Consider the following 26247-nt stretch of genomic DNA (forward strand, 5'->3'; position numbering starts at 1 on the left):
TCAGTACACCAGGTTTAAGGTGATGTCGTCGCTGTAGGCGCCTGCCTGTGCAGTCGTCAGGGCACCCGCGTCAATCACGCCATAGAGCGTCTCTTTCTGCTCCTGACCGTTGCCGGTGTCGGTTAGCCCATCGGTGCTGGTGATTTGCGTCTGCTTGCCCTCGTCAGCAAAGAGTTTCCAGGCGATCTTCTGGGCGCCCGTTTCGCCGTTTTCCGGCTTCAGCCAGAAGGTGCCGTTCTCGCTGCTGTCGTTACTGATGGCGGAGAGAGTGAACGGGGTACCGTTGGTACAGACAATATCGACCTGCGTGCTGGCCTGAATTTCGCCCGATTCATCCGAGCCGTGGCTCGCGAAATTGAGGTCGTTGGCTTTGAGAGTGCAGGACTTCACCACCTCAAGTGAGACGTGCATCGTCGCGCTTGCGGTATTGTCTGCGGCGATCGCGGCCGCAGGAAGCAGGAGAGCGGAACAACATACAGCAGTAGTGATAATTTTCATGATCTTATTTCCTGACATGAGTAACAGTGCAATTACAAAGAGAATGACCAAGCGTCCAGCAGGCAAAGTTTTCGATGAAAATCCGCCATGCTGCGACAGCAAAATTTGTTCATCGCGTTACGCTTGTGGGTGTAGATCGTTTTAGGTGATTTTTTCAGGATTTTTGCAATGCGGACCGGAGTGAATCCTTTATGCAACAGCATGCATACCCGCATCTCCTGATCCGAGAGCGTGGCGGCGTTTGCGAAAGCGAATGTCTTGTCGCTAAAACTGTGGCTCAGCTGCGCAAGAGAGAGGTTATCCGCGACCACTCTGACCCGCGCGTTGCGCAGGCAGGCGTTAACGTCGCAGACTCGCGCGGCGTCCGTAAATACCAGCCAGTTCTGTCCGACGTGGGTATTAAGCAGCCGTTCCTGCAGGCGCAGAAGCCCTTTAGGCGTAACGTCATCGATCCAGTACATCTCCGGACGGGGAGTGACCGCCGCTGAAATCATCGAATGTAGGCCAAGCCATAAAAAAGCATTGTCGCTTAGAATAATGACCTGATAGCCAGCGTTGGGAATGAATGGCGTCATGTTTTGTCCCACAGATAGCCCTGGCCGTAGTCAGCCACGCTGGCACGGGCCAGCTCGAAATCACCCACGGTTTCGATGCCTTCTATCAGCACCTTGCTGGCGACGCGCTTGCACTGGCGAGTGAGATGCAGGAACTTCGCCTGCTCGGTGCGTCCGCTCCAGAAGGTGTGTTTGTCAATTTTGATGCCGCAGAAGCGGATCTGGCTGGTCAGAAGGTTGGGAAGAATGTCTTCGCAGACATCGTCAGCCCACGCTTCGATCCCCCACTGATGGAGCGTTGCGATGCATATCCGCAGGGTTCGGCTTTGCGCATCGTTGAGCTGTACCAGCGCATGGAGATCGGTGACCTCGATCGCAAGCCTTTCCGGGTACGGCGTTTCTTCTTTTATCCTGTCGAGGAAGTCCGTTTCCAGCAGCAAATCCGATGTTGCGTTGAGATAATACTTTTCTCCCGCCTCGCAAAACATGGCATGACGAAGCTGCGCAAAGAAGTGCGCCTTACGCTGCGTCAAGGACATCGAGCCAAAGTAATCTTCGAGATCGACGTGGGGATTTGCCGTGGACAATACCTCCCAGGCAATCACATTTTCGCTGCGAAGTGCCCGGATGGATTCGAACTTATAGCCGGTTAGCATGATAAAAGTGCGTAATGCTCCGTGATGGTTTATAGAGCAGCACATGTTATTTATTTATCTTTTTGCGGGATATTTATAAATTAAATCGGGAAATATAAAGTGTTTTTTATCTAATTTATAATTGTTGTATAGGATTATATATTTTCATAAGTGCCCGGCAGAATGCCGGGCACGGGCGCGTTAACCTTGTGCACTGACGATTTTGATTTCGACCATGCCAATCCCCAGCTTGCGTGGAGAATGGCCGAGAATATTCCCTTCGTTCGTCGACTGCGGCTGCGGCGGCACGATGACAACGGTATTGCTTCGGGAGGGATTGTCGAAGCGCAGCGTCGTGGTGCTGACGTCGTGTCCGAGCGTCAGGGTTTGTTCTTTATCACCAACGCGCACGGGAATGGGCTGGCCGGCATTAGGGCCAAACGCCTTCGCCGTAATCACCAGATCGAATTTTTCCGGCAGAGGCTGCGCGTACTCAATTTTCACCTCGTCCCCCAGCTGGGCGTTAGACCAGCGCCCCCAGGATTCCGGGCGCGAGATCCCGCTGAACTGCTTCACCTCTTCCGGCGCGCCGGCCACGTTAAAGATAAAGCTGTCCGCCTTATAGCGAATATCGTTGTCGACAATTTTCAGCATATCCACGTTGCGCTGGTAGCGGGCGGTATCAACGACCGTATCCCTGAACGCGGTTTTGCCTTTCCACTGCGGCTTATCAACGTGCTGAACGGTTTGTTCGCCCCCGAGCTGGCCCTGAGAAACGCACCAGTCGGTTGAAAGCGACAGCGGCTGCGACCAGAGCTGGCCCATCTTGTAGCATCTGTCGACCCAGACGAAATTATCGCGCGGGGCAAAATCAGCGAGCTGGAAGCGCAGCGGCGCGGAGTATTCACTTTCCGGCAGCGGCTCGACGCGCTTGTCAGAAATGCGCAGCAGCAGCGGCAGGCGGAAGTGGCTGCCGGAGAAGGCAATCATGCTTTTATCCCGATCTATCGTGAAATCTTTCATCTCCTTCGGGAAGTTCCACAGGCGGATGATATCCGGCTTCCACGCGAGGATTTTTTCCTTCATGTTGAGGAACACTTCCGACAGCGACTGCCCCGACAGCGTGCTGCGCCCCAGGCCGATAAAGTTATCGCCCCCCAGAATATCCAGCACGGTGGCGCCGTTATCCATGGAGTTGCGCTTGGTGGCGATGACCTCCTGCTGAGGTTTGTCGCCGCGAAGGACGAAGAACAGATTGCTGCGATCGAGCTTGTTGAGATCGTCCCATGCGCTGTTTTTCATTGCCAGGTGGTCGGAAGAGACGACGATGACCGTATTTTTAAAGTACGGCGAGGCTTTGATTTTCTCGACCAGCGCCGCGATATGCTCCTGGCTACAGGCGACGGCGCTGAACGATTTATTGCTTTTACCGTTCACGTCGTAGCTTTTGCGCTGGCAGGTGCGCGAGACAAAGCCGTCCGGATGGTGGGTATCCACGGTCAGGGCAAAGAGCGAGAAGCGTTTGCCCGCGCGGGAGAGTTCCTCAAATTTCTTCCAGGTTTCGTCCAGCACCGTGTCGTCGTAAAAGCCCCAGTCGTTGCGGTAGGCAGGATCGGCGACCGTGGTCTTTAGCTCTTCCGAACCATACAGATGGTCAAACCCGTGGGATTTCAGGAACACGTCTTTTCCGGCGAAGCGCAGGTTCGCGCCCTGCATAAAGTAGTTTTCGTAACCGGAGTTTTTTAGGATATCGCCCAGACAAATATTCTGCGGGAAGAAGCTCGACATCGACGCCGAGGCGTTCCCTTCAAACGGCGCAAAGAGCGGGATGCCGCACTGGGAGGCGACCATACCGGCGATAGTATAATCCGTGCCGGGCAGCTGCACGGTGTGGCTAAAGTCGAGGCCTTCGTTTTTTAGCGCGCCAAGTTCGGGCGTCAGGTTGGGGAAGGCGTCGTTATCAAAATAGGTACGTTCCAGGCTTTCCCCGTAGATATAGACGAGGTTGAGCTTAGGCTCGGCAATCTTTTTCGACGGCTCTTTGTAGTAGGCGACAAAATCCGGATCGCCATCGCGGGACTGGGATTTCACCAGTTCCGTAATTTGGTGAAATGCCGGGCTGGCATCCACTGACGCCAGCGCCAGAATAAGCGCCAGCACGCTGTAGCCGAAATGATAGGGATGGTGTCGACGACGGCGCAGCACCCAGGCCAGTGAGCCGAAGATGGCTACCAGCGCAACAACCAGGCCTAAGCCTGGAAGTATGTACTTACCAACTCCTGCGCCCGTCAGGCTGTTCGTCAGGGTATAGAGGACGGCATCGTTAATACCGTCACCGGTGAAGTAATCGCTGGCATATAAGGTAATGTTTAAAACAATAAAAATGCCGAGAACGACCAGCGTGGCGATAAACCACCAGGTGTTGCGGCCAGCTTTCCAGGCGTAAATGCCGATGGAAGCCATAAAAAGGACAAGGGACATTAACTCTGACAACAGCATATCCTCATGACGCCAGTTGCTTTGCTGGCTAAGCGTTTATTTTTTGGGTGATACAATGTAATCGCGATGTCGTTAAGCTGCAATTTTAGTGTCACAAAAGTGTGCTGTGGTTAGGATTTGGTTTAGAAAATCGTTTATTTGACGGCGGTCGCATCCAGGCATGTGGACGCTGAGAGAGGGCTTATGGGGGGAAACGCTCATTTCACGCCGCGTTGTAATGCTAATGCAATAAACACGGCATGTTGTGGCAGAAAATGGGGGGCGATCAGGAGAGGAAATTAACGCCCTGTTTTAACACCAGATCGCAGGCTTTGGTTTTCACCTGTTTACCCAGAGACGAGTTGCCGAGGGTTTCCAGGTTGAGCTGCTGGCCGTTTTTCGCGTTGAGCAGGCCCTGAATCCCGTCCATGTAGTTGGTGTCTTGCTTCTGCTCCTGGGTGTCCAGGCCCAGCTTGCCGAGCACCTGATTTTTCACGTTTTGCGCGTCGGTAACGGACGCCAGCTTTTGCTTCGCGCAGTATTCCAGAATCCCGGCCGCGTTGTTCATGGTGCCCGCGCTCAGGCTTTGCGAGCTGTTGCCGAGCAGGCCGGTCAGCGAAGACGCGGACAGTCCGCCCTGGCTTTTGCCGCTGTCTTTAGTGAGTTCATTCGCGGCGCTGGTCAAAGAATCCTGCCAGGATGCCGCCTGCGCCGTGCCTGCAACCAGCAGAACGCTAAAAAGTGTGCTGAAGAGAATCTGTTTTTTCATCGTGGCTTACTCAAAATAGGTCCGTTTTGGGCCGGAAGTCGAACCAGTATAACGCCAGGGTTCGACGCACATTCATAGCAAAAATCCTAATACTCTTTGCCGGTAACGCGGCTGCGATAGCTTTCCCAGTCGAAGATGACGTACAGGCTGTTGCCGAGCTTCATGCGGTCCATGACGCGCTCGCCGAGCAGACGGGTCATCTCGTCAATATTATGGTTGGTCAGCATGCCCGTTGGGCGTTTTGAGGAGGAGCGGCGGTCGACAATCTGGTTGATGATCACCTTTTCATAGCGCGATTCGGTTTGCACGCCAATTTCATCGATGACCAATAAATCCACGTTGCTCAGGTCGTTGAGCAGCTGTTCTTCGCTGGTTTCACGGTTGCTGAACGTGTCTTTCATGGCGGACATGATGTCGGCAACGGTGATAATCAGCACCGACTTTCCGCGCAGCAAGAGCTCGTTGCAGATGGCTGCCGCCAGATGGTTTTTCCCGGTGCCGGGCTTGCCGCTAAAGATAAAGCTGGCGATGTTGCCGTCGAACTCGTCCACATACTGGCGCGCGGCGGCGAGAGCGTTCATCTGCCCGGTGGTTTCTACCTTGTAGTTATCAAACGAGCAGTTCTGGTGCAGCGGGCGGATGCCCGAGCGGTTGAAGGTGCGCTGCATTTTCATGGCGCGGTTTTCCCGGGCGAGCGCCGCCGCGCGGATTTCACCCTGTTCCTTTTGCCAGGCCAGCAGCTCTTCACCCGTGGTAAACGCGGGCTTGACGTTGGCGGGCATCATCTTCTGCAGACGTTTCATCAGGTCGCCGACATTTTTCATTTAGCACCTCGGAATCCGTTAGGGATCTGTTTATCCGGTTCTGAAAAAGCGTTGATATCCCGCTTAGGCTGGCCATTATTGCTGGCGCGGTTGATTTGAATGCTGCGCGCGAGCTTTTGCTGCCACTGTATATGATGGAACACTTTCCCTTCCGCCTGCCAGTACGCGGTAAATGCGGCAAGCTCTTCCGGGGTGACGGGCTGTGAAAGCGCGATGCCCCACAGTGCGGCCAGCCGCAGGAAGTCTGCATCCGGCTGCCAGCCCGCATACATGGCAAACTTGCCCATGGGAACGGCCACCGGCCCGCTCGCCGGCTCTTCGAAAAATTGCGTGTCCAGGCTTACGTCGCTCGGCGGGCGAGACAGTCGCGCTTCGGTTTCCAGTAGCTGTGCCAGACGTTCCGGCGTGATTGCATAGAACGCCGGAGCGTTATCGGCAAAAACCGCAAGCGTGCCTTTTTCGGCATGCGTCAGCATACCGCGCGGATCGCGCATAAAGGCATCAATGCCAGCGATGCTGGAGGTCAGGATTCTGGAGGACATAACACTTTCTCAACTGGGTTACTACGGGCGTGATTGGGGCTTATGGTAGCACAGAGAGGGGGAGGGAAGGAGAGGGATGATATCCTCTCCGGGACGGAGAGGATAGTGAACGCGACTAGGCGATAATGTTCAGCGTCACGTCGATGTTGCCGCGCGTGGCGTTGGAGTAAGGGCACACGATGTGGGCCGCATCGACCAGTTTTTTCGCTTCAGCAGGGTCCATGCCTTCGACGTGGATGTTCAGTTTGGCTTCAATACCAAAACCGGTAGGCAGCGGGCCGATACCCACTTCGCCTTCGATAAATGCCTCTTTAGGCAGGGCGAATTTATCGCGGGCGGCAACGAACTTCATCGCGCCCAGGAAGCAGGCCGAGTAGCCCGCGGCGAACAGCTGCTCCGGGTTGGTCACTTCGCCGCCCATGCCGCCCATCTCTTTTGGCACGCCCAGCTTCACGTCCAGTACGCCATCGGAAGAGGTTGCGCGGCCGTCGCGGCCACCGGTTGCTTTTGCTTTGGCTGTATAGACAACTTTTTCTAAAGACATGGCAGGTTCCTCATTTTATTTAAAGTCCGCTATTAAATAGCGTGCGATTTATGTGGGTAAATAAAGACGCGTAAAGTATAGCCCTACGCGCGCTGTAGCTGTTGTCGCAAAAACTCAAGCTGCTGCTTGAGCGCCAGCAGGGTGTCGGAATCACACTTCGCTGCGCACCCGACGGCATGCGGAATGTCGGCGGCCTGCTGCTGCAGCTGACGTCCTGCGTCACTCAGCGTAACGGCGACCTGGCGCTCGTCCCGTCGGGAGCGCTGGCGGGTGATAAGCCCGGCGCTTTCCAGGCGCTTGAGCAGCGGCGTCAGCGTGGCAGAGTCCAGGAACAACCGCTCACCGATGTCGGATACCGTTACGTCATCCTTCTCCCACAGCACCAGCATGACCAGATACTGCGGGTAGGTCAGGTTAAGCGGTGCCAGCAATCGCCGGTACAGCTTATTAAGCGCCAGATTTGCCGAGTAAAGGGCAAAACAGAGCTGGTTATCCAGCATAAGCGCTTCGGCAGGAGAGTTCGTTTTTGCGTTCATGAAATGAATATAGATAGTGCACGATATAATTGCAAGCGATTTTATGGGCAGGTGTAGCGTAGGGCAACCTGTACCGCCATTTTACGGTAGTGTTCGCGCTGAGCCGCTTCGTTAGCCCCCTCTTCAAACAGCAGGGTAAAGGTGTAGCTGTTTGCGACGTAGTGGAAGCTGAAGCTGCTGATGAGCCTGTGTAGATCGCGGGCATCTACCGTATCGTTGAAGAGCTGCTTCGCTTTGCCGCGACGCAGGAGGTCTTCCAGAAGCTCCAGCGCGCTGCGGTTAACCTGGCGCAGGTAGCTAGACTGCTGCATAAAGCGGCCGCGCTGCATGTTCTCCATACAGATGATGCGAATGTAGTCCGGATGATCGGCATGGTAGTCAAAGGTGGTTTCAACAAGCTGCACCAGCGCTTCCACGGGCGGCATGCCGGCAAGACTCAGCTGTTTTTCGCTGGCGCGAATCTGGGTATAAACGTGCTCAAGCACCAGAAGGTACAGATTTTCTTTGTTCTTGAAATGATACACCACCATGCGTTTTGTCGTGCCTGCCTTCTCGGCGATTTGCTCCATGCGCGCGCCGTTTAGCCCGTACTCGGCAAACAGGGTAATGGCGCTCTGAAAAATTTTATCCTTCAGGCTGATGCTTTCATTATTGTCGAGATGTTCACTGTCAGGAGGAGCCACATCCTTTCCTTTTCATCACCAAACGGAGTCAGGGATTATTACCATGGCTGCATGAGAACACAAATCTCAAACGCGCGGGCGCTTACGATACAGCCACAGGCCGGGAATCGAAAGGCCGATGGACAGGGCCCCGACAATAGAAGACGCCTTCAGGAAATTACTGAGCAACAGAATCATCTGCGGTTCGCTATAGCCAAAGTGGCTGATTTTTACCGCTGAAATCATCGCCGTGTAGGCTGAAATGCCCGGGAACATGGGGATCACCGCGGCGACAGTGAAGACCTTAGGGTGCGCCAGATACCAGCGTGACCACTGAATACCAATGCTCCCCACCAGCATCGACGCCATAAAGGTTGACCATTCAATATTAAAACCTGCCGTCATCATCACCATGCGCGAACCGTGGCCAATGGCCCCCAGCAGCGCACACCAGGGCAGCGCGCGCTGCGGTACGTTAAACACCATGGCGAAACCGACGGCGGGAATGGCGGCAAGCAGCATGTCCTGAATCAGTGCGAGTAAAAATTCCATTATGCCCATCCGCGTAACCCCCACAGCGTCATCGCCATCACCACCCCGATGCAGGTCGCGAGCGTTAATAGACTCGCGATGGCCCAGCGCGCGAGGCCGGTGTTGATGTGCCCTTTAAACATATCGGCGACGGCATTAATTAATGGAAAGCCCGGCACCAGCAGCAGCACGCTGGCGGCCATGGCGATAGTGGGCGTGTTGACGAACGTGGGGACACGCAGCAGTAATCCCGACACCGTTGTTGCCACAAAGGCGGTGATGCAAAAGTTGATTTGAGGATGCATTTGCCTGTGGGTTAGCAGCTGGCGCACGTACATCGCAATGCTGCTGGCGAAAAACGTAATGGCCGCGCCGTCCCACCCGCCGTCGTTGAGTTTGCAAAAACAGGCGCACGACAGGCCCACCATGATAACAACCAGCCAGCGCGGGTAGCGTAACGGCTTGATTTGGTTGAATCGTTTCTCGACCCCTTTTAGGTCTAGCAGCTTATGTTCTGCCAGGATAACGATATGCTGAACCTCCGTCACAACGTGCATATTAATGCCGCGATCGTGGTTCTTGCGGGTAGAGGTCAGGCACTGCCCGTCTTTAATGGTGGTGAGCACAATGGCATTTGATGAGATGGCGCTTTCTACGCTGTCCATTCCCAGCGCCAGACCGAGGCGCGTGGAGAGCTCCTCAACCAGCGCGCTTTCTGCCCCGTGCTGTAATAAATAAAGCCCGCACTGAATACATAGCCGCGTTGTTGCACGTTGCCGTGACCGTTCTTCCAGCATGGATCTCCCTGACGATAAGAAAGTGAGCAGCCTTGCGGCCCGAATTGCTTACTTTTAGCACAAAGTGTGGTGCCTCTTACTCTGGGTCAGATCAAGAATTGTGCAAACAGCGATGAGGCAAGACGGCCGCGCGGGAGGGTATATGTAATAGTTATGTTTATGATGGAAATATAATAATAATAAATTAAGTTTTGCTAATTTTAATTTTTCATTCTTCTAATGCCACTTTAATTAAATTTAATTGTTATTTGTGCGATATTAGCCCTGTTTTGGGCGAATTTTAATTTATTAGGTTTGCCTATTTTTTCGCTCATGGATGAAAAATATCATACTTTGTTGAGTTTTAAGGTTATTACGTAAACGATAAAAGGACATGGAGGGCCTATGTTGCCATTGAATGGTAAACACGGAGTAGTAATCAGTAAGGTACCTGTGATGCAAAGCGGGCTGGGTGGCGTAATGACGCATCATTTTCCTGAATATGAACTGACCTATTGTCGTTCATTACAGGAATTGACGCTGCTTCAATTACGTCGCGCTTCGGTAATTATTGCGGATATTTCGGGCGATTACCGGAACCCTCGGGGAACGCTCGAGCATTATTACGGCTTGCTGAATCAGTACAGGGATATTCACTGGATATTTTTAGTTTCTCGTCCACTTTATCCCCTCGCCGTGGAACTTCTCATGCGTCCTGAAAGCACGCTGCTTTCAGATATGGAGCCTATTGAAGGCGTGGTAAACGCGATTCGGGCCGGCAGTGAACGCGCGGAACGGATTAGCCAGACGTTATTAATGCCGGAAACACCCGCTTTAGAAGAGGAGCAAGAGAGTTTCGTTGCGCTAACGCACTCCGAACGCAAGGTCTTACGTCTGCTGGGAAAAGGATGGGGTATTAATCAAATCGCCACGCTGCTGAAAAAGAGCAACAAAACGATTAGTGCTCAGAAAAACAGTGCGATGCGTCGGTTATCTCTGCGAAGTAATGCCGATATGTACGCCTGGATCAGCAGTACACAGGGAATGCGAGAGCTGAGTTTAATGTCGGCCTATGGAGAGTTTGAGGAATGGAAAAAACCACAGCAGCAAGACATATCGCCGTCATTGAAAATTGCGCAATGAGTGCCGTCGGGCTGGAACATCTTTTTGCCCGATCTCCGCTCGATAATTACCAGGTACATGTATTCAGCAGGTTTGAAGGATTTAAAAGCGCCTTATCCCATACGCCGTTTTTCTCATTGGTCTATTCATTGTCCGATGAACGGGAAGAGCGGCGTAACTGCCTGGCCTATTTGCGCGATCTTGCCTTTTCGCATAATCACATTCAGCGGATTGTGCTGGCGTCGGATGAGATGGAAGCGAAGCTGATAAGCCACCTGTCACCTTCTCGCCTGCACGGCATCATTAGCAAATCGGCGCCGCTTGAGCATCTTCTCGATGGGCTGGTGACATTACTCAGCGAAACGCGCCGGGTGAATGACAACATGATTAACCACTGGTACGTTAGCCAGAATCGGATGCTCAGCCCGACCGAGCGCGCGATTCTGCGGTATATGTCATGCGGCTATTCGATCCCAGAGATCGCGGTACAGCTTGAACGCAATATCAAGACCATTCGGGCACATAAATTTAACGCGATGGTAAAGCTTGGGGTTAACTCTGATGTGGGGCTTCTCGATGCTGCTGATATTCTTACGCATCTGCCCGTAAGAGAGACGCATCGCTCGTTATTAAACGTTCCAGTATTTTCCGCCTAGTCATTTACAGCGCCAGCTCGTCACTGGCGCTGTCATTCAACTGCAGACGTCCACCCATTTTGCAGAGGTCAGCTCTGCCATTCTTTCCGGGGAAATACGCACGGCGCTATGAACGGCACCGGCTGCGGGCAGCACTTCGGGATACTGCTTTAACGACACATCACAAAAGACCGAAAGCGGGGTTTCCAGCCCGAAAGGGCACACGCCGCCGACGGGCTGCCCCGTAATCGTGACGACCTCATCGCTGCTGAGCATGCGGGCTTTCGCGCCAAACGTGTCCTTCAGCTTTTTGTTATCCAGACGCGCGTCACCTTTCGCTACCACAAGAATCACTTCATTCTTCACCTTCAGCGAAAGGGTTTTGGCAATTTGGCCCGGCTCGACACGGTGTGCGGCTGCGGCCAGGGCAACGGTCGCAGTACTTTGGCTGAGCTCAATGACTTCAATATCCGGAGCGTGGTCGGCAAAAAACTGCCGTACTGACTGCAAACTCATTGTTTCCTCCTGACAAATATCCTGCGTAATCTGTCATAAGAAATTATGCTCTGTAAATATCTCTTCAGTAACAAATATCCCTCAGGCCTGATTTCTGGATCGCCTTCACATTCACAGAAACCGGTTACAGTAACCGGTTGCAGTACGTGATTCAGAGATGAATACTGAGTACGTAACGTTCCCTGTATCCAATAATAAGAGCCAATTATGAAACCATTCCGTTTAAGCAGTTCCGCTGGTGTACGAACCAGTCAGGTTGTGAAGCTGATTGATGGCACAACGCGTGGCGTAGATGCGCCCCAAATGAACGTCTGACAGGAGAGCCGCTATGTCTGCCAACCATGCTGCGTTTAATCTGATATTCCGCTTTGTTGAGAATTACGTTAGCCCAATTGCCGGGCGGATCTCCTCCCAGCGTCACGTTATGGCGATTCGTGACGGCTTTATTTCCGCCATGCCGTTTATGATTGTTGGATCCTTCCTGCTGGTGTTTGCCTATCCGCCGTTTTCGCCGGATACCACCTGGGGCTTTGCCCGCGCCTGGCTGGATATGGCAAAGCAGTTTGAGGGCCAAATTCTGACGCCGTTTGATATGACGATGGGCATCATGTCTATCTATATCTGTGCCGCGATTGCGTACAACCTGGGCAAACACTACGTAAAGACTCACCAGCTCGATCCATTTATGTGTGCGATGCTGTCGCTGATGGCATTTCTGCTGGTGGCCGCGCCGAAAACCAAAGGAAGCCTGCCTGTTGATAGCCTTGGCGGGACCGGCATCTTCACCGCGATTCTGGTGGCCGTTTACTGCGTTGAGATGATGCGTTTCCTGAAGGCGCATAATATTGGCATTCGCCTGCCCGACCAGGTGCCGCCGATGATCAAAAACTCCTTTGATCTGCTTATCCCGGTGCTGGTGGTAGTGCTGACGCTTTATCCGCTGAGCCTGTTGATTCAGTCGCAGTTCGACATGCTGATCCCTCAGGCGATCATGTCTATCTTCAAGCCTCTGGTTTCGGCGGCTGACTCGCTGCCTGCAATCCTGCTGGCGGTGCTGATTGGCCATCTGCTCTGGTTTGCAGGCATTCACGGCGCCGCGATTGTCTCCGGCATGCTGCAGATGTTCTGGCTAACTAACCTGGGTGCAAACCAGACCGCGCTGGCTTCCAGCCTGCCGCTGCCGCATATCTTTATGGAAGCATTCTGGACGTTCTTTATCGTTATCGGCGGCTCGGGGGCAACGATGGGACTGGTAATCTGCTATCTGCGCAGCCGCTCGGCCCATTTGCGCTCGATTGGCCGCTTAAGCGTGGTGCCAAGCTTCTTTAACATCAATGAGCCCGTCATCTTTGGTACGCCGATTGTCATGAACCCGGTGTTCTTCATACCGTTCCTGCTGGCACCGATGGTGAACGCCGTGCTGGCATGGTCAGCCATGAAGTTTGATCTGATTGGCCGCGTGATTTCCGTTGTCCCGTGGACGGCGCCAGCGCCGGTCGGGGCGGCGTGGGCATTAGGCTGGGATTTCCGAGCCGCCATTCTGGTCATCGTGCTGGCCTGCGTTTCAGCCATCATCTACTTCCCGTTCTTTAAGGTGTACGAGAAGCAGCTGCTGGAGCAGGAGGCGGAAGAAGCGCAGCGGAATGCTGAAGAGGAAAATCAGCAGGTAGCATGAGGCGTTTGTGCCGGGTAAGGTAAAGCCGCACCCGGCACACGACATCGTTACTTAAGGGTACAGTCCCCGCACTGCTGCACGTCCGGCAGGCGATAGCGCTGGCAGCAGGTTCGGCGTACCAGCAGCCCATCTCGCGGTACCACGGTGCGGAAAAGCGGATTATCGCGGCCGTCTGCCAACTGCCTGGTAAAGAAGCAGGACTGGCGAAGAGCCTCCACCATTTCGTCGCCGAGGAGCGGTTTCATCTCCGTTAAATACCAGTGAATCAAATAGCCGGTATTGCTCCAGATAAGTTTCCCGTTTATCTCCCCGGTCTCCTCCAGCGCATCCACGACGGGGATCAGCGCCTGAGTCACGAGCTTCTCCATGCGCGCCTGAGCGGTCAGGTGCCTTGCATTCCGGTCTTCGATAACATCGATCCAGAAACAGGCCGCCCGGCCGGTTTCATGGAACTCAACGTGGATATACTCCGGAGAGAGGTCGATCATGGTGTCCTGCGTCAGCAAAGCCACCATAAGAGGAGGCACCATCAGGCCGATATACCATTGCGCCCAAAGGGAGAGCAGCGGTTTCTTTTCCCGCTGAAGGGTTGGCTGGTTACGGTAAATATGGTCGGAATAGGCCGCCAGCAGCGACTGACGTTCTGAAGGGCGTTTCCACTGCGCCAGCGTCATCGCATGGTGCGGATGGGCTTCATCAAGCTTGATAAAATCCAGCAGGTGGGCGCGGGTGTCAGCAATTTTATCCCGAATGGCATCCGCAAGCGTCACGCTGCCCGAGGAGAGTGGAGCTCGCCAGAGGATAGAGTCAACAGCCTGTGCGGTATGTGTTGCCATAGTATGGATAGAAATCTAAATGATAATGATTGCCAATCCTAACTATAGATATTACCGATCGCAAGCCTTTTGTCGGCTCAGGGCTCTGTTTTCAGGCCGTCTGCAAGTCATCGCTTAGCAGAATGCTGTTGCGCCCCATATGCTTGGCTTCGTACAGCGCTTTATCCGCTTTCTCCAGCGCGCCTTCAATGTCTTCGTCCTCAAAAATGGCAATGCCAATACTGATCGTGACGTTTGTGGCAACGCTGAGGTTAAACATATGCGGGATTTTAAGATCGTAGACTTTCTGACGAATGTTTTCCGCCGTCTGGCGGGCGCGCTCCAGCGAGATATTGGTCAATAGCACCATGAACTCTTCGCCGCCAAAGCGCGCGACAATATCACGTGAACGCACCGCATCGCGGATGGCCGCCGATACGCGGATGAGTGCCTGATCGCCCATCATATGGCCATAGTGGTCGTTATAAGCCTTGAAGTGGTCAATATCCAGCAGCAGCACAAAGTTCTCACCGCCGTCGGGCGCTGGGAGGTTTTGTAGCCGACTTTTCAGGCCCCGACGGTTATACAGACCGGTGAGGGGGTCCATCATGCTGAGATCGGTTAGCGTTTCTCGTTCTTCAAGAAGACGTGAAAGCAGGTCCTGGGCAAAGATATCGTTGCGTCTTTGCAGCACGTGGTGGATGCCGATGGCGACCATGGGCAGGGCAAAGAAATAGGCCATGCGCAGCCAGTGTTCATGATTGCTTAACCAGAGACAGGCGATAAAAGAGGGCAATGAATGCAGCGTAAATGCTTTGATATTACTGGCAAAAGCCAGAGAACCAATGAACAGCACGGTTAATAACACCAGAATTAAATAGGACGCCTGGTCGTGAGTAATGAGTGAAAATTTAGAGACGATTTGCAGAGCCCATAAGCAGCCAAAGATCGTTGAAATAACGGGAATATTTATTTTCCGGCTACGGTGCTTCCAGTGCCAAACGAGTAGCCCGCAGCTCACGATAATAATGGTGATAAGCGGTACCGAGAGCACGCGTACGGAATAAAGCGGGTTAGTTATTGAAAATAACGCAGACGCTGCATTTAAGAACAGAAACAAACGTAAAGATAATTGATATTTGCTATTGACCAAAGACCGCCAGGAATGTGATGTCATAGTTGTGCGTTTTTATTTATATTCAATTAAAACAGGTAAATAAGCGTTGATGCGAATGGATATGTGCAAATCAGGTGATATGTAATTTTCAGAAAATCTTTATAAGACGTTAACGGATGTGCAATTTATCACCTTATAGATTCACTGTCATTATGGGAAAAGGTAAAGCAGTACAATTCGACTCCGTTGGATGACAACTGATAATTAATATCATATGATATTGGTTATCATTATCAGTGTGAGAGAGCGAATCATGTTGAGCAGGGCGCTGGGAAGTGGTTGGGGTGTTTTACTGCCTGGGGCAATCATCGGCGGTCTGATGTTTGCCGATCTCCCCATAAACGTATGGAAGGCGCTCATCGTGTCGGGGATGCTGATGACGTCAGTGATGATCTGGCATAAGCAACTACGGCACTACGTTCTGTTGCCGTCATGCGTTGCGCTGGTCAGCGGTATTCTGGTGATATTGATGAGTTTGAAATAAAGGAAAAACGAGACGTACAGCAGAGGGGATGTAAGATAATTGGTGCGAGGGGGGGGACTCGAACCCCCACATCCTAAGGACACTAACACCTGAAGCTAGCGCGTCTACCAATTCCGCCACCTTCGCACAGTCATCTTACTTTTCGATATTGCCTCGTTGGTGCGAGGGGGGGGACTTGAACCCCCACGTCCGTAAGGACACTAACACCTGAAGCTAGCGCGTCTACCAATTCCGCCACCTTCGCCCAGTGCGAGCAATATCAACGTGATTTATGGTGCGAGGGGGGGGACTTGAACCCCCACGTCCGTAAGGACACTAACACCTGAAGCTAGCGCGTCTACCAATTCCGCCACCTTCGCATACCATCGACACTGTAAAAGTATCGTAACCACGGAGGCGCATTCTAGATGTTTTCAGCTTTACGTCAATAGAAAAATACGCATGCTGTTTTGATTGCTGCAAAAATGGGCGAAAGAGGCGGGAGATATTGCCGGCTGGCGCTAACGCCAGTCCGGCTTACGTAAGGGGGAATTACTTTTTAGCCTGACGCGTCATCACGGTGCGGTAAACCTTAAAGCGGCCCGTCTGGGCGATGACTTCGTGGAAGCCGAAGGTTTCATCCAACACTTTCGGGTACGCCAGGAAGGCGTTCGCCACGATACGCAGCTCACCGCCGCTGTTGAGGTGACGCGTTGCACCCCGGATCAGCGTCTGCGCGGCCTCAAGGCTGGTTTCCATTCCGTCATGGAACGGTGGGTTAGAGATAATCATGTCAAAACGGCCGGTCACGTCGGAGAAGACGTTGCTGGCAATCACTTCGCCTTCAATGCCATTCGCAGCAAGCGTGGCGCGGCTGGCTTCTACCGCCGGGGCGCTGACGTCACACAGGGTTAAACGCACTTTTGGTGAGTGGCTGGCGAGTACCGTTGACAGCACGCCCGCGCCGCAGCCCACGTCCAGCACTTTGCCTTTAGTATGCGGTGTGAGAGTGGACAGCAAAAGCTTGCTGCCGACATCCAGATAGTCGCGGCTGAAAACGCCCGGCAGGGTTTTGATGGTTAAATCGTCAAGCTGATACTCGCCCCAGAATTTCTCTGCGTCGAACGCAGGCTGTTTTTCGAGGCGCCCGTGATACAGGCCGCAGCGGCGGGCGCTGTCGACTTTGTTCAGCGGCGCATACTCTTCAAGCATCTGTTCTGCGCTACGCACGCCGCTGCGGTTTTCACCGACGATGAAAATATCGCAGCCAACCGGCAGCAGGGAGAGCAGGTTCATCAGCTGGAACTGGGCTTCCGGCTTGTTTTTCGGCCAGTAGTAGATCAGCGTATCGCAATCGGCGATATCGCTTTGCTCCGCCACCAGGCTAAAGCGCGCGCGCTCGCCCATCTGGCGGCTCAGCACCTGCCAGTGGTGGTAATACTGGGTGTGGGCACGGCTTTCAGCACAGTCGAAACGCGCAGGCAGGTCATCCTGCATATCTCCGGCAAACAGAATACGGCTTTGTTCGAAATCATCACTGTGACGCAGCAAGACTTCACTTGCCGGGGTAAATGCAGACATGAATTGTTCCTCAATAAACTCAGGCGGGGATTATAGTAGGTAGATGGCGCAGTTTCGACACATTTGCTATATTTGCGCGCCTGAGAGACAGGAGTTTTCGCTATGACATCCCGACGAGACTGGCAGTTGCAGCAGCTGGGCATTACCCAGTGGGCCTTGCGTCGCCCGACGGCGCTGCAGGGCGAAATCGCGATCGCGATACCTGCGCACGTGCGTCTGGTGATGGTGGCGGATGAACCGCCCGCCCTGAGCGAAACCGTGATCGGTGATGTGCTTCGTAGCCTAAAGCTCACGCCGGATCAGGTTTTGCAGCTCACGCCCGACCGCGTGGCGATGCTGCCGCCTGAAAGCCGCTGTAACAGCTGGCGAATTGGCGACGTGGGCGATATTTCTTTGCAAGGGAGCCAGATCTGCTCGCCAGCGCTGGAAGAACTCAAGGCCAACCCCAAGGCGCGCAGCGCGCTGTGGCAACAAATTTGCGATGACGAACATGATTTCTTCCCTCACGACGCCTGATCTCGCGCAAGCGTTCGCGATTGAAACCCGCGCCCACGCGTTTCCCTGGAGCGAGAAAACCTTCGCCAGCAACCAGGGCGAGCGTTATCTAAACTACCGTCTGGACGTTGACGGCACGATGGCGGCATTCGCCATCACGCAGGTCGTCCTGGACGAAGCGACGCTGTTTAATATTGCGGTTGATCCCGCGTTTCAGCGTCGGGGGCTCGGAAGAGCGCTGCTGGAGCACCTCATTCGCGAGCTCGAAACCCGTGACGTTTTCACCCTGTGGCTGGAAGTGCGCGCCTCGAACGTCGCCGCCATCGCGCTCTACGAAAGCTTAGGCTTCAACGAGGCGACAATCCGCCGTAACTACTACCCCACCGCAGAGGGCCGTGAAGACGCCATTATTATGGCTCTGCCGATTGGATAACAAAAATAAGGTTGTAACGATGAAATGGGACTGGATTTTCTTTGATGCCGACGAAACGCTGTTTACGTTTGACTCGTTCGGCGGCCTACAGCGGATGTTTCTCGACTATAGCGTGACCTTCACCGCGGAAGATTTTCAGGACTATCAGGCGGTGAATAAGCCGCTGTGGGTGGACTACCAGAACGGTGCCATCAGCGCGTTACAGCTACAGCATCAGCGTTTTGACGTGTGGGCCGAGCGGCTCAACGTCAGCCCGGGTTTGCTGAACGAGGCGTTTCTGAACGCGATGGCCGATATTTGCGCGCCGCTGCCGGGGGCCGTTTCCCTGCTGAACGCGCTGAGAGGGGAGGTGAAGCTTGGGATCATCACCAACGGCTTTACCGCCCTGCAGCAGATCCGCCTTGAGCGTACCGGCCTGCGCGATTATTTCGACGCGCTGGTGATCTCGGAAGAGGTCGGCGTGCCAAAGCCGGACCCGCGAATTTTTGACCATGCGCTTGAGCTGGCGGGGAACCCCGACCGCGCGCGCGTGCTGATGGTCGGCGATACCGCCGAATCCGATATTCTTGGCGGCATGAACTCAGGCCTGTCGACCGTCTGGCTTAACGCGCACGGTCGCGCTCAGCCGGAAGGCATCCAGCCGACCTGGACCGTCACGTCATTGAACGAACTGGAGCAGCTCCTGTGTAAACAATGATTGCCTGCCCCCCGTTGATGGGTAAAATAGCCGCAATTTTGTATTCCATGATGCGTGGCGTGCTGCCGCGCTTATAAAAGAAGATTTAATTATGACGTTGTCTCCTTATCTGCAAGAGGTGGCCAAGCGCCGCACTTTTGCCATTATCTCGCACCCGGATGCCGGTAAAACGACCATCACCGAGAAGGTGCTGCTGTTCGGACAGGCCATCCAGACCGCCGGTACCGTTAAGGGCCGCGGCTCCAGCCAGCATGCCAAATCCGACTGGATGGAGATGGAAAAGCAGCGTGGTATTTCGATTACCACGTCCGTGATGCAGTTCCCGTATCACGACTGCCTGGTAAACCTGCTGGACACCCCGGGCCACGAAGACTTCTCCGAAGATACCTATCGTACCCTGACGGCGGTGGACTGCTGCCTGATGGTGATCGACGCCGCGAAAGGGGTAGAAGATCGTACCCGCAAGCTGATGGAAGTGACCCGCCTGCGCGATACGCCGATCCTCACCTTTATGAACAAACTTGACCGCGACATCCGCGATCCGATGGAGCTGATGGATGAGGTCGAAAACGAGCTGAAAATCGCCTGTGCGCCAATCACCTGGCCGATCGGCTGCGGCAAGCTGTTCAAGGGCGTTTATCATCTCTATAAAGACGAGACCTATCTGTATCAGACCGGTAAAGGCCACACCATTCAGGAAGTGCGCATCGTTAAAGGTCTGGACAACCCGGAGCTGGACGCGGCGGTTGGCGAAGATCTGGCGGCGCAGCTGCGCGATGAGCTGGAGCTGGTGAAAGGTGCGTCTCACGAGTTCGATAAAGAGCTGTTCCTGGCGGGTGAAATCACCCCGGTATTCTTCGGTACCGCGCTGGGTAACTTTGGCGTTGACCATATGCTTGACGGCCTGGTGGAGTGGGCACCGAAGCCTATGCCGCGTAAAACCGACACCCGCGAGGTGGAAGCGCAGGAAGAGAAGTTCACCGGCTTCGTGTTTAAGATTCAGGCCAACATGGACCCGAAACACCGCGACCGCGTGGCCTTTATGCGCGTGGTCTCCGGCAAATACGAAAAAGGCATGAAGCTGCGCCAGGTGCGTATCGGTAAAGACGTGGTGATCTCCGATGCGCTGACCTTTATGGCCGGCGACCGCTCGCACGTTGAAGAAGCCTATCCGGGCGACATCATCGGCCTGCACAACCACGGCACCATCCAGATTGGCGATACCTTTACCCAGGGCGAGATGATGAAGTTCACCGGCATTCCGAACTTTGCCCCTGAGCTGTTCCGCCGCATTCGCCTGCGCGATCCGCTGAAGCAGAAACAGCTGCTGAAAGGCCTGGTTCAGCTTTCGGAAGAGGGCGCGGTACAGGTGTTCCGTCCGATTGCCAACAACGACCTGATCGTTGGCGCGGTTGGCGTCCTGCAGTTTGACGTGGTGGTTGCGCGCCTTAAGAGCGAATATAACGTTGAGGCGATTTACGAATCGGTCAACGTGGCGACGGCGCGCTGGGTTGAGTGCGCTGACGTGAAGAAATTCGAAGAATTTAAGCGCAAGAACGAGGTTCAGCTGGCGCTGGACGGCGGCGATAACCTGACGTATATCGCCCCAACCATGGTTAACCTGAACCTGACGCAGGAACGTTATCCTGACGTGCAGTTCCGTAAAACTCGCGAGCACTAATCCCCTTCAGAGCACGGCAGCCGCCGTGCTCTTCTTTAATTCCTGTCTTATTAATCCCTTGCGGAATGTTCTTAATTCATCGCTTTTTATTATTGATTGCGCGTTTTTTCCGCAATTCTGAAAGCGGCTTCGGAAATGTGATCTATATTTAACTCAGTGTTTAACACCGGGCGTGGATGAATTAACTGTTCAATGCATGACTTTGGGTTCGCCATTTTGCCTACGTGTTTATTCGCAAAATATAAATCTAGTGATAAAGGAAGTTTGACGCCCGAATAACGGGCAAAACACAGGAATACATCGATGAATATGACAAGACTGAAGATTTCTAAAACTCTGCTGGCCGTAACGTTAGGTAGCGCCCTGGTAAGCGGTTCCGTTTTCGCGGAAACCACCACTATGGACAAAGCGCAGTCCTCAGCGAATAGCGCAGGGGAAAAAATCGATAGCTCTATGAATAAAGTCGGTAATTTCATGGACGACAGCTCCATCACAGCAAAAGTGAAAGCAGCCCTGGTGGACGATGAAGCCATCAAGAGCACCGACATTTCAGTAAAAACTGAGAAAAAAGTTGTCACCCTGAGCGGCTTTGTTGAAAGCCAGGCCCAGGCTGAACAGGCCGTGAAAGTGGCCAAAGGCGTTGAAGGCGTCGCCTCTGTGAGCGATAAGCTGCACGTACGCGACGCGAAAGACTCCTCCGTGAAAGGTTATGCCGGGGATGCGGCTACCACCAGCGAAATCAAAGCTAAACTATTAGCAGATGACGTCGTGCCGTCTCGCAAGGTGAAAGTTGAAACGACCGATGGTGTGGTTCAGCTTTCCGGTACGGTGGATTCGCAGGCACAGATTGAACGTGCTGAAACCATCGCCAAAGCCGTTGATGGCGTGAAAAGCGTCAAAAACGATCTGAAAGCGAAGTAATCGACATAATTCGCCCTAACGGCTGAGGCCTGCGGGCGAAATAACAACGACACTTGAATACTGCGCCGGTGAGGTGCCTGAGCACTCACGTTTAGCGGCCGACATTAACTATGGTAAAGGAGAGGCTTATGTTTCGTTGGGGCATTATATTTCTGGTTATCGCGTTAATTGCCGCCGCATTGGGCTTTGGTGGACTGGCAGGTACAGCTGCATGGGCAGCTAAAATTGTCTTCGTTGTCGGTATTATCCTGTTCCTGGTCAGCCTGTTTACGGGTCGACGCCGTCCGTAGCGATACGCTCATTGAAAACAATACTTCAAAGCCAGTCCATGCGACTGGCTTTTCTTGTTTGAGTAATCGTACCTGAGTGCGGTACTGTGTCTTCACAGAACAATAAAAACAGGAAAGCAGAGGTGGGGCAGCGAATACCCGTTACGCTCGGAAATATTGCGCCGCTCGCGCTAAAACCGTTTCACGCAGGCCAGCTTGCGCTGGTATGTGAAGGCGGCGGACAGCGCGGCATTTTCACGGCCGGCGTGCTGGACGAATTTATGCGCGCGCAATTTAACCCGTTCGATCTCTATTTTGGCACCTCTGCCGGGGCGCAAAACCTGTCTGCCTACGTCTGCAACCAGCCCGGCTACGCCCGAAAAGTCATCATGCGCTACACCACGGCGAAAGAGTTTTTCAATCCTGTGCGCTTCGTGCGCGGCGGAAATCTTATCGATTTAGACTGGCTGCTGGATTCCACCTCCAGCCAAATGCCGCTGGCGATGGATACGGCGGCGCGACTTTTCGATACCGGTAAAGCGTTCTGGATGTGCGCCAGCAAAGGCGATGATTACTCCCCCAGCTATTTTTCACCGCAGAAAGAGAACTGGCTCGATATTATCCGCGCATCAAGCGCTATTCCCGGCTTTTACCGTACGGGCGCGCTGCTGGAGGGGATCAACTATCTGGACGGCGGCATTAGCGACGCGGTGCCCGTGCAGGAAGCGGCGCGCCGTGGCGCAAAAACCATTGTGGTGATCCGCACGGTGCCTTCGCAAATGTATTACACCCCGCAGTGGTTTAAGCGCATGGAGCGCTGGCTGGGCGACAGCAGCCTGCAGCCGCTGGTGGACATCGCCCATCGGCACGAGTCCAGCTACGGCGAGATGCAGCGTTTTATTGAAAAACCGCCGGGCAAGCTGCGTATCTTTGAAATTTATCCGCCAAGGCCGCTGGTCAGCATGGCGCTCGGCAGCCGTTTACCCGCGCTGCGCCAGGATTATAAAACCGGTCGGCTGTGCGGACGCTATTTCCTCGCGACGGTGGGCAAAATGCTGGCAGCACAGCCGCCGATTCGCCGGCATAAAACGATCATTACGCCGCCCGCCGTCGTGGCCAACGACGTGCTCGACGTGCCGCTGGTGGATGTGGCACAGGCAAACGACACCGCGTTTGATAACGAGGACCTGGCGTAATGCACCGCTTTGTCGACACCCACTGCCATTTTGACTTTCCGCCGTTTACGGGAGATGAGCCGCACAGCATCGTCCGCGCGGCGCAGGCGGGGGTGCGGGCCATCATTGTACCGTCTGTTCAGGCCGACAGGTTCGAGCGCGTGCTCGATCTCGCCCGGCATCACGATGCGGTATTCGCGGCGCTGGGGCTGCATCCGATCGTCATTGAGCATCATCATGATGGGGATATCGACAGGCTGGATGACGCGCTGAAAAAGCCGAACAGCAAGCTCGTCGCCATCGGCGAGATCGGCCTCGATCTCTACCGGGACGATCCGCAGTTTGAGCGTCAGCAGGCGATCCTGGATGCGCAGCTTCGGCTGGCAAAGCGTCACGATCTGCCGGCGATCCTCCATTCCCGCCGTACGCATGACAAGCTGGCGATGCACCTTAAACGCCAGAACCTGCCGCGCACCGGCGTCGTGCACGGCTTTTCAGGCAGCCTGCAGCAGGCGCAGCGGTTTATTGAACTCGGCTACAGGATTGGCGTGGGCGGGACGATCACCTATCCCCGCGCCAGCAAAACCCGCGACGTCATCGCGCAGCTCCCTCTCTCGGCGCTGTTGCTGGAAACCGATGCGCCGGATATGCCGTTAAGCGGCTTTCAGGGCCAGCCTAACCGCCCGGAGCAGGCGGCGCGCGTGTTTGCTGAACTGTGCGAACTGCGAAAGGAGCCGGAGGATGTGATTGCCGATGCGCTGCTCGAAAACACCCGCGCAACGTTCGGCATCACGCTAAAGGTATAGCGCCGGACGAAGCACCGTAATCTGCTGTTTTTCAAGCGCCCGCGCCAGCGGCTCCACGTCATCCGGCGTGGCGCTGCGCCATGACGCCGCCTCGCCGTAAACCCCGTGCGCGTGAAAGGCGTTAATGCGCACCGGAATGCTCCCAAGCGCGCGGATAAACGCCGCCAGGGCGGGAAAATGGTCCATATAATCACACCGCTCAGGAATCACCAGCAGCCTCAGCTCGGTAAGGCGCTGGCGTTCGGCCAGCCAGCGTATGCTCTGCTTAATCTGAGGATTGTCGCGCCCCGTCAGGAAGCGGTGGTGCTCATTGCCCCACGCCTTGAGATCCAGCATCGCCCCGTCAAGCACCGGAAGGAGTTTCTGCCAGCCGGTTTCGCTCAGCAGGCCATTGCTGTCCACCAGGCAGGTTAAGTGGCGCAGGGCAGGGTCGGCTTTGATCGCTGAAAACAGGGCGATCAAAAACGGCAGCTGGGTTGTCGCTTCGCCGCCGCTCGCGGTGATCCCTTCAATAAAGGGCGAGGCCTTGCGGACCTGCGCGAGGATCTCCTCGACGCTGTAGCGCTGCGCCATGGGCGTCGCCTGCTGCTGGCACAGATGCAGGCAGGTATCGCACTGGTGGCAGAGGCTCTCCTGCCACCAGACGCGGCCGGCCTGCACGTTTAGCGCATCGTGCGGGCAGTGGGGAACGCAGTCGCCGCAGTCGTTGCAGCGGCCGATCGTCCACGGGTTATGGCAGGTTTTACAGCGCAGGTTGCACCCCTGCAGGAACAGCGCCAGGCGGCTGCCCGGCCCGTCCACGCAGGAAAACGGGATAACCTGACTAACTAAAGCGCATCTGCTGTTCATGGCTCACCACTCGCGGCTGTCGCTCCAGAATGCGGGTATTGCGCGCGGCCTCCTCGCCGAGCCAGGTGGTGTTAGTGCGTGACCCCGCCTCGCGGTACTTCTCAAGATCCGACAAACGCACCATGTACCCGGTCACGCGTACCAGATCGTTACCGGCGACGTTAGCGGTAAACTCGCGCATCCCGGCCCTGAACGCGCCCAGGCAAAGCTGGACGACGGCCTGCGGGTTGCGCTTAACCGTCTCTTCCAGCGTCAGAATGTCGCTGATCCCGGCGTGGTAATACTGATGGTGTGGCGCAACGGCCAGCAGGTGGCTGATGGGATCGGGCTCATCGCCATAGGGCAGGCGCGCGCCCGGCGTGGTGCCTGAGTCGGAGCTGATCCCCGACTGGGCGTGCAGCATCGCCCGCTGCTTCCAGCCGTGTTTTACCGGCGTTTTGTCGACAAACGTCGAGAGCTGTTCGCTGATGCGATAGCCCAGCGCGTTCGCCCGTTCGTCCTTGCCGTAACGTCCTTCGATACCTTCCTTTTCGCACAGCGTATTGACCGCTTCCGCGAGGCCGTACATGCCAAACATCGGCACGAAACGATCGGCGTCGATCAGCCCCTCTTTCACCAGGAAGCTATTCTCAAAGAAGCCGGACTGCTGATAGAGGAAATCGCAGCGGGCATCGATGATGGCAATCTGCTGCTGGCAGTAGTGCGGCAGGGCGCGAGTGAAGAAGTCCTCGATGGATTCGCTGCGCTCGGCAATCGCCTTCAGATTGAGGCGCACCAGGGTGCTGCCGCCGCCCGCGAGCGGCAGGGAGTTGTAACAGCTAACCACGCCGTAGCGTCCTTTTGTGAAAATTTTATCATTCACAGGGCCATTAGAAACGTGCGGTTTACTGCATTCACATATGTTATTAGCGACGTTTAGCAGCAGATCGTCCGGCGTGACCTGTGGGTCATAGATAAAGGTCAGATTGGGTGCAACCTGCTTAAGCTCAGCATCGGCGCTGAGAATGGCGCGCGTGACGGGCGTATCTTCCGGGCCGATGTTGGCGTGCATAAAGGCATCCGGCAGCGTGCGGTCCAGGTAGCGCCAGAAACGTTTTATTCGGCTATCGATTTCTTCTTGTGTTAGAATTTTAACATACGGCTGCAGCAGTGCATCCAGATGGCCCAGGTACACCGGCATGGAGGTAACGGAGGGAACATGGTGGTAGAGGATGGTGAGCAGCGACAGCGCGTCATCAAGATCCTGCGCCCCCTCCAGCTCCAGCCAGTCTGAACCGTTCGCGAGGAATTTGGCGTAGTCCGGCAGCACGTAGCGCGGCTTGTAGGGGGCGTGTCCCTCGTACATATCGCAGATAACGCCTTCGTCCAGCGCGGCGCGGGCTGCGGCCGGGAGCGCCGGGTAGGGGAGGTTGTCTTCCGCTTCCAGCGCCAGCAAATGACGCTTCTGCTCGGGGCTCAACGTCGGGCTTGTCACAATTTGCTGGCAACGTTGCTGCATGTCATCGGGGCTGGCGTGGGACATATTCGCTTCCTTTATCGTTCTGCGGATGATGCCGAGAATTTTAAGAAGCGATCCCGTCGGGGCTAT

Annotated in this window: 30 protein-coding genes and 3 tRNA genes; 12 read left to right on the forward strand and 21 right to left on the reverse strand. The window is 54.8% G+C overall.

Annotated features, from left to right (window positions below; genetic code table 11):
* The 12 genes from V1599_RS05825 to V1599_RS05880 form a co-directional block, all read right to left on the reverse strand.
* The gene (locus V1599_RS05825; RefSeq protein WP_395301188.1) at positions 1-498 is read right to left on the reverse strand and encodes a spore coat U domain-containing protein; all 498 of its coding nucleotides are present in this window, start codon (positions 496-498) and stop codon (positions 1-3) included.
* A gap of 32 nt (positions 499-530) precedes the next feature.
* Positions 531-1073 (reverse strand): helix-turn-helix transcriptional regulator, encoded by a 543-nt coding sequence (locus V1599_RS05830; RefSeq protein ID WP_395301189.1) that lies wholly within the window; start codon positions 1071-1073, stop codon positions 531-533.
* A complete protein-coding gene (locus V1599_RS05835) occupies positions 1070-1708 on the reverse strand; it encodes an EAL domain-containing protein (protein WP_297121061.1) in 639 nt (212 codons plus the stop codon). The genes V1599_RS05830 and V1599_RS05835 overlap by 4 nt, the downstream gene beginning before the upstream one ends.
* Positions 1709-1888: 180 nt before the next feature.
* Entirely contained in the window at positions 1889-4180 is a 2292-nt protein-coding gene (gene opgB / locus V1599_RS05840; RefSeq protein ID WP_395301190.1) for a phosphatidylglycerol--membrane-oligosaccharide glycerophosphotransferase, read from the reverse strand.
* Positions 4181-4451: 271 nt separating this feature from the next.
* A complete protein-coding gene (locus V1599_RS05845; protein ID WP_395301191.1) occupies positions 4452-4934 on the reverse strand; it encodes a DUF2501 domain-containing protein in 483 nt (160 codons plus the stop codon).
* Between the two features lie 86 nt (positions 4935-5020).
* The gene (dnaC, locus tag V1599_RS05850) at positions 5021-5758 is read right to left on the reverse strand and encodes a DNA replication protein DnaC (protein WP_112011008.1); all 738 of its coding nucleotides are present in this window, start codon (positions 5756-5758) and stop codon (positions 5021-5023) included.
* The gene (gene dnaT, locus V1599_RS05855; protein ID WP_112011009.1) at positions 5755-6300 is read right to left on the reverse strand and encodes a primosomal protein DnaT; all 546 of its coding nucleotides are present in this window, start codon (positions 6298-6300) and stop codon (positions 5755-5757) included. Before dnaT ends, dnaC begins: the two co-directional genes overlap by 4 nt.
* 115 nt (positions 6301-6415) lie before the next feature.
* Entirely contained in the window at positions 6416-6844 is a 429-nt protein-coding gene (locus V1599_RS05860) for an organic hydroperoxide resistance protein (protein WP_010427173.1), read from the reverse strand.
* 83 nt (positions 6845-6927) lie between these two features.
* Entirely contained in the window at positions 6928-7380 is a 453-nt protein-coding gene (locus tag V1599_RS05865; RefSeq protein ID WP_112011010.1) for a MarR family winged helix-turn-helix transcriptional regulator, read from the reverse strand.
* A gap of 41 nt (positions 7381-7421) precedes the next feature.
* Positions 7422-8063, reverse strand: coding sequence for a TetR family transcriptional regulator (locus V1599_RS05870; protein ID WP_112011011.1), 642 nt, complete (start codon positions 8061-8063; stop codon positions 7422-7424).
* Between the two features lie 66 nt (positions 8064-8129).
* On the reverse strand, positions 8130-8603 hold the full coding sequence (locus tag V1599_RS05875; RefSeq protein WP_112011012.1) for a threonine/serine exporter: 474 nt from the start codon (positions 8601-8603) through the stop codon (positions 8130-8132).
* On the reverse strand, positions 8594-9370 hold the full coding sequence (locus V1599_RS05880; RefSeq protein WP_112011013.1) for a threonine/serine exporter ThrE family protein: 777 nt from the start codon (positions 9368-9370) through the stop codon (positions 8594-8596). Before V1599_RS05880 ends, V1599_RS05875 begins: the two co-directional genes overlap by 10 nt.
* Before the next feature lie 384 nt (positions 9371-9754).
* On the opposite strand from V1599_RS05880, the gene V1599_RS05885 reads away from it, so the two are divergent.
* Both V1599_RS05885 and bglJ read left to right on the forward strand, forming a co-directional pair.
* On the forward strand, positions 9755-10492 hold the full coding sequence (locus V1599_RS05885; protein ID WP_297121045.1) for a LuxR C-terminal-related transcriptional regulator: 738 nt from the start codon (positions 9755-9757) through the stop codon (positions 10490-10492).
* Positions 10489-11127 carry a DNA-binding transcriptional activator BglJ gene (gene bglJ / locus V1599_RS05890; protein WP_112011015.1) on the forward strand — a complete coding sequence of 213 codons (639 nt, stop codon included), beginning with the start codon at positions 10489-10491 and terminating at the stop codon, positions 11125-11127. The genes V1599_RS05885 and bglJ overlap by 4 nt, the downstream gene beginning before the upstream one ends.
* Positions 11128-11163: 36 nt before the next feature.
* Here bglJ and V1599_RS05895 read toward each other — a convergent pair whose 3' ends face one another.
* Entirely contained in the window at positions 11164-11622 is a 459-nt protein-coding gene (locus tag V1599_RS05895; RefSeq protein WP_395301192.1) for a YbaK/EbsC family protein, read from the reverse strand.
* A 328-nt stretch (positions 11623-11950) separates the two neighbouring features.
* Between V1599_RS05895 and V1599_RS05900 the strand changes: the two genes are divergently transcribed.
* On the forward strand, positions 11951-13297 hold the full coding sequence (locus V1599_RS05900; protein ID WP_112011017.1) for a PTS sugar transporter subunit IIC: 1347 nt from the start codon (positions 11951-11953) through the stop codon (positions 13295-13297).
* A 47-nt stretch (positions 13298-13344) separates the two neighbouring features.
* Here V1599_RS05900 and fhuF read toward each other — a convergent pair whose 3' ends face one another.
* Entirely contained in the window at positions 13345-14133 is a 789-nt protein-coding gene (fhuF, locus tag V1599_RS05905) for a siderophore-iron reductase FhuF (protein WP_112011018.1), read from the reverse strand.
* A 91-nt stretch (positions 14134-14224) separates the two neighbouring features.
* Positions 14225-15289 carry a GGDEF domain-containing protein gene (locus tag V1599_RS05910; RefSeq protein WP_297121038.1) on the reverse strand — a complete coding sequence of 355 codons (1065 nt, stop codon included), beginning with the start codon at positions 15287-15289 and terminating at the stop codon, positions 14225-14227.
* Positions 15290-15503: 214 nt separating this feature from the next.
* Between V1599_RS05910 and V1599_RS05915 the strand changes: the two genes are divergently transcribed.
* Entirely contained in the window at positions 15504-15773 is a 270-nt protein-coding gene (locus tag V1599_RS05915) for a DUF1435 domain-containing protein (protein ID WP_297121034.1), read from the forward strand.
* Between the two features lie 40 nt (positions 15774-15813).
* Here the strand turns inward: V1599_RS05915 and V1599_RS05920 are convergent.
* From V1599_RS05920 to rsmC, 4 genes are all read right to left on the reverse strand, one after another.
* Positions 15814-15899: transfer RNA gene (locus V1599_RS05920), tRNA-Leu, on the reverse strand.
* A gap of 31 nt (positions 15900-15930) precedes the next feature.
* Positions 15931-16017 (reverse strand) — tRNA-Leu (locus tag V1599_RS05925).
* Positions 16018-16045: 28 nt separating this feature from the next.
* A tRNA-Leu gene (locus V1599_RS05930) sits at positions 16046-16132 on the reverse strand.
* Positions 16133-16304: 172 nt separating this feature from the next.
* Positions 16305-17333 (reverse strand): 16S rRNA (guanine(1207)-N(2))-methyltransferase RsmC, encoded by a 1029-nt coding sequence (rsmC, locus tag V1599_RS05935; protein WP_112011020.1) that lies wholly within the window; start codon positions 17331-17333, stop codon positions 16305-16307.
* Positions 17334-17435: 102 nt separating this feature from the next.
* On the opposite strand from rsmC, the gene V1599_RS05940 reads away from it, so the two are divergent.
* The 8 genes from V1599_RS05940 to V1599_RS05975 all read left to right on the forward strand — a co-directional run bounded on the left by V1599_RS05940 (position 17436) and on the right by V1599_RS05975 (position 23810).
* Positions 17436-17849: a DNA polymerase III subunit psi gene (locus tag V1599_RS05940; protein ID WP_395301193.1), complete on the forward strand. Its 414-nt coding sequence runs from the start codon at positions 17436-17438 to the stop codon at positions 17847-17849.
* Positions 17824-18261 carry a ribosomal protein S18-alanine N-acetyltransferase gene (gene rimI, locus V1599_RS05945; RefSeq protein ID WP_112011022.1) on the forward strand — a complete coding sequence of 146 codons (438 nt, stop codon included), beginning with the start codon at positions 17824-17826 and terminating at the stop codon, positions 18259-18261. Before V1599_RS05940 ends, rimI begins: the two co-directional genes overlap by 26 nt.
* Positions 18262-18280: 19 nt before the next feature.
* Positions 18281-18958, forward strand: coding sequence for a pyrimidine 5'-nucleotidase (yjjG, locus tag V1599_RS05950; protein WP_395301194.1), 678 nt, complete (start codon positions 18281-18283; stop codon positions 18956-18958).
* 91 nt (positions 18959-19049) lie between these two features.
* A complete protein-coding gene (gene prfC, locus V1599_RS05955; RefSeq protein WP_112011024.1) occupies positions 19050-20639 on the forward strand; it encodes a peptide chain release factor 3 in 1590 nt (529 codons plus the stop codon).
* 303 nt (positions 20640-20942) lie between these two features.
* Positions 20943-21560, forward strand: a complete 618-nt coding sequence (osmY, locus tag V1599_RS05960) for a molecular chaperone OsmY (RefSeq protein WP_112011025.1) — start codon at positions 20943-20945, stop codon at positions 21558-21560.
* 128 nt (positions 21561-21688) lie between these two features.
* Entirely contained in the window at positions 21689-21850 is a 162-nt protein-coding gene (locus tag V1599_RS05965; RefSeq protein ID WP_003856556.1) for a DUF1328 domain-containing protein, read from the forward strand.
* A 122-nt stretch (positions 21851-21972) separates the two neighbouring features.
* The gene (locus tag V1599_RS05970) at positions 21973-23025 is read left to right on the forward strand and encodes a patatin family protein (protein WP_297121024.1); all 1053 of its coding nucleotides are present in this window, start codon (positions 21973-21975) and stop codon (positions 23023-23025) included.
* Entirely contained in the window at positions 23025-23810 is a 786-nt protein-coding gene (locus V1599_RS05975; RefSeq protein ID WP_395301195.1) for a TatD family hydrolase, read from the forward strand. Before V1599_RS05970 ends, V1599_RS05975 begins: the two co-directional genes overlap by 1 nt.
* Here V1599_RS05975 and V1599_RS05980 read toward each other — a convergent pair.
* Both V1599_RS05980 and V1599_RS05985 read right to left on the reverse strand, forming a co-directional pair.
* The gene (locus tag V1599_RS05980; protein WP_112011028.1) at positions 23799-24659 is read right to left on the reverse strand and encodes a YjjW family glycine radical enzyme activase; all 861 of its coding nucleotides are present in this window, start codon (positions 24657-24659) and stop codon (positions 23799-23801) included. The genes V1599_RS05975 and V1599_RS05980 overlap by 12 nt on opposite strands.
* Entirely contained in the window at positions 24634-26181 is a 1548-nt protein-coding gene (locus V1599_RS05985; protein WP_395301196.1) for a YjjI family glycine radical enzyme, read from the reverse strand. The genes V1599_RS05980 and V1599_RS05985 overlap by 26 nt, the downstream gene beginning before the upstream one ends.
* Between the last annotated feature and the right edge of the window lie 66 nt (positions 26182-26247).

Origin of the sequence: Enterobacter sp. ECC-175 (genome assembly GCF_043968675.1) — a bacterium.
Taxonomy (GTDB): domain Bacteria; phylum Pseudomonadota; class Gammaproteobacteria; order Enterobacterales; family Enterobacteriaceae; genus Enterobacter.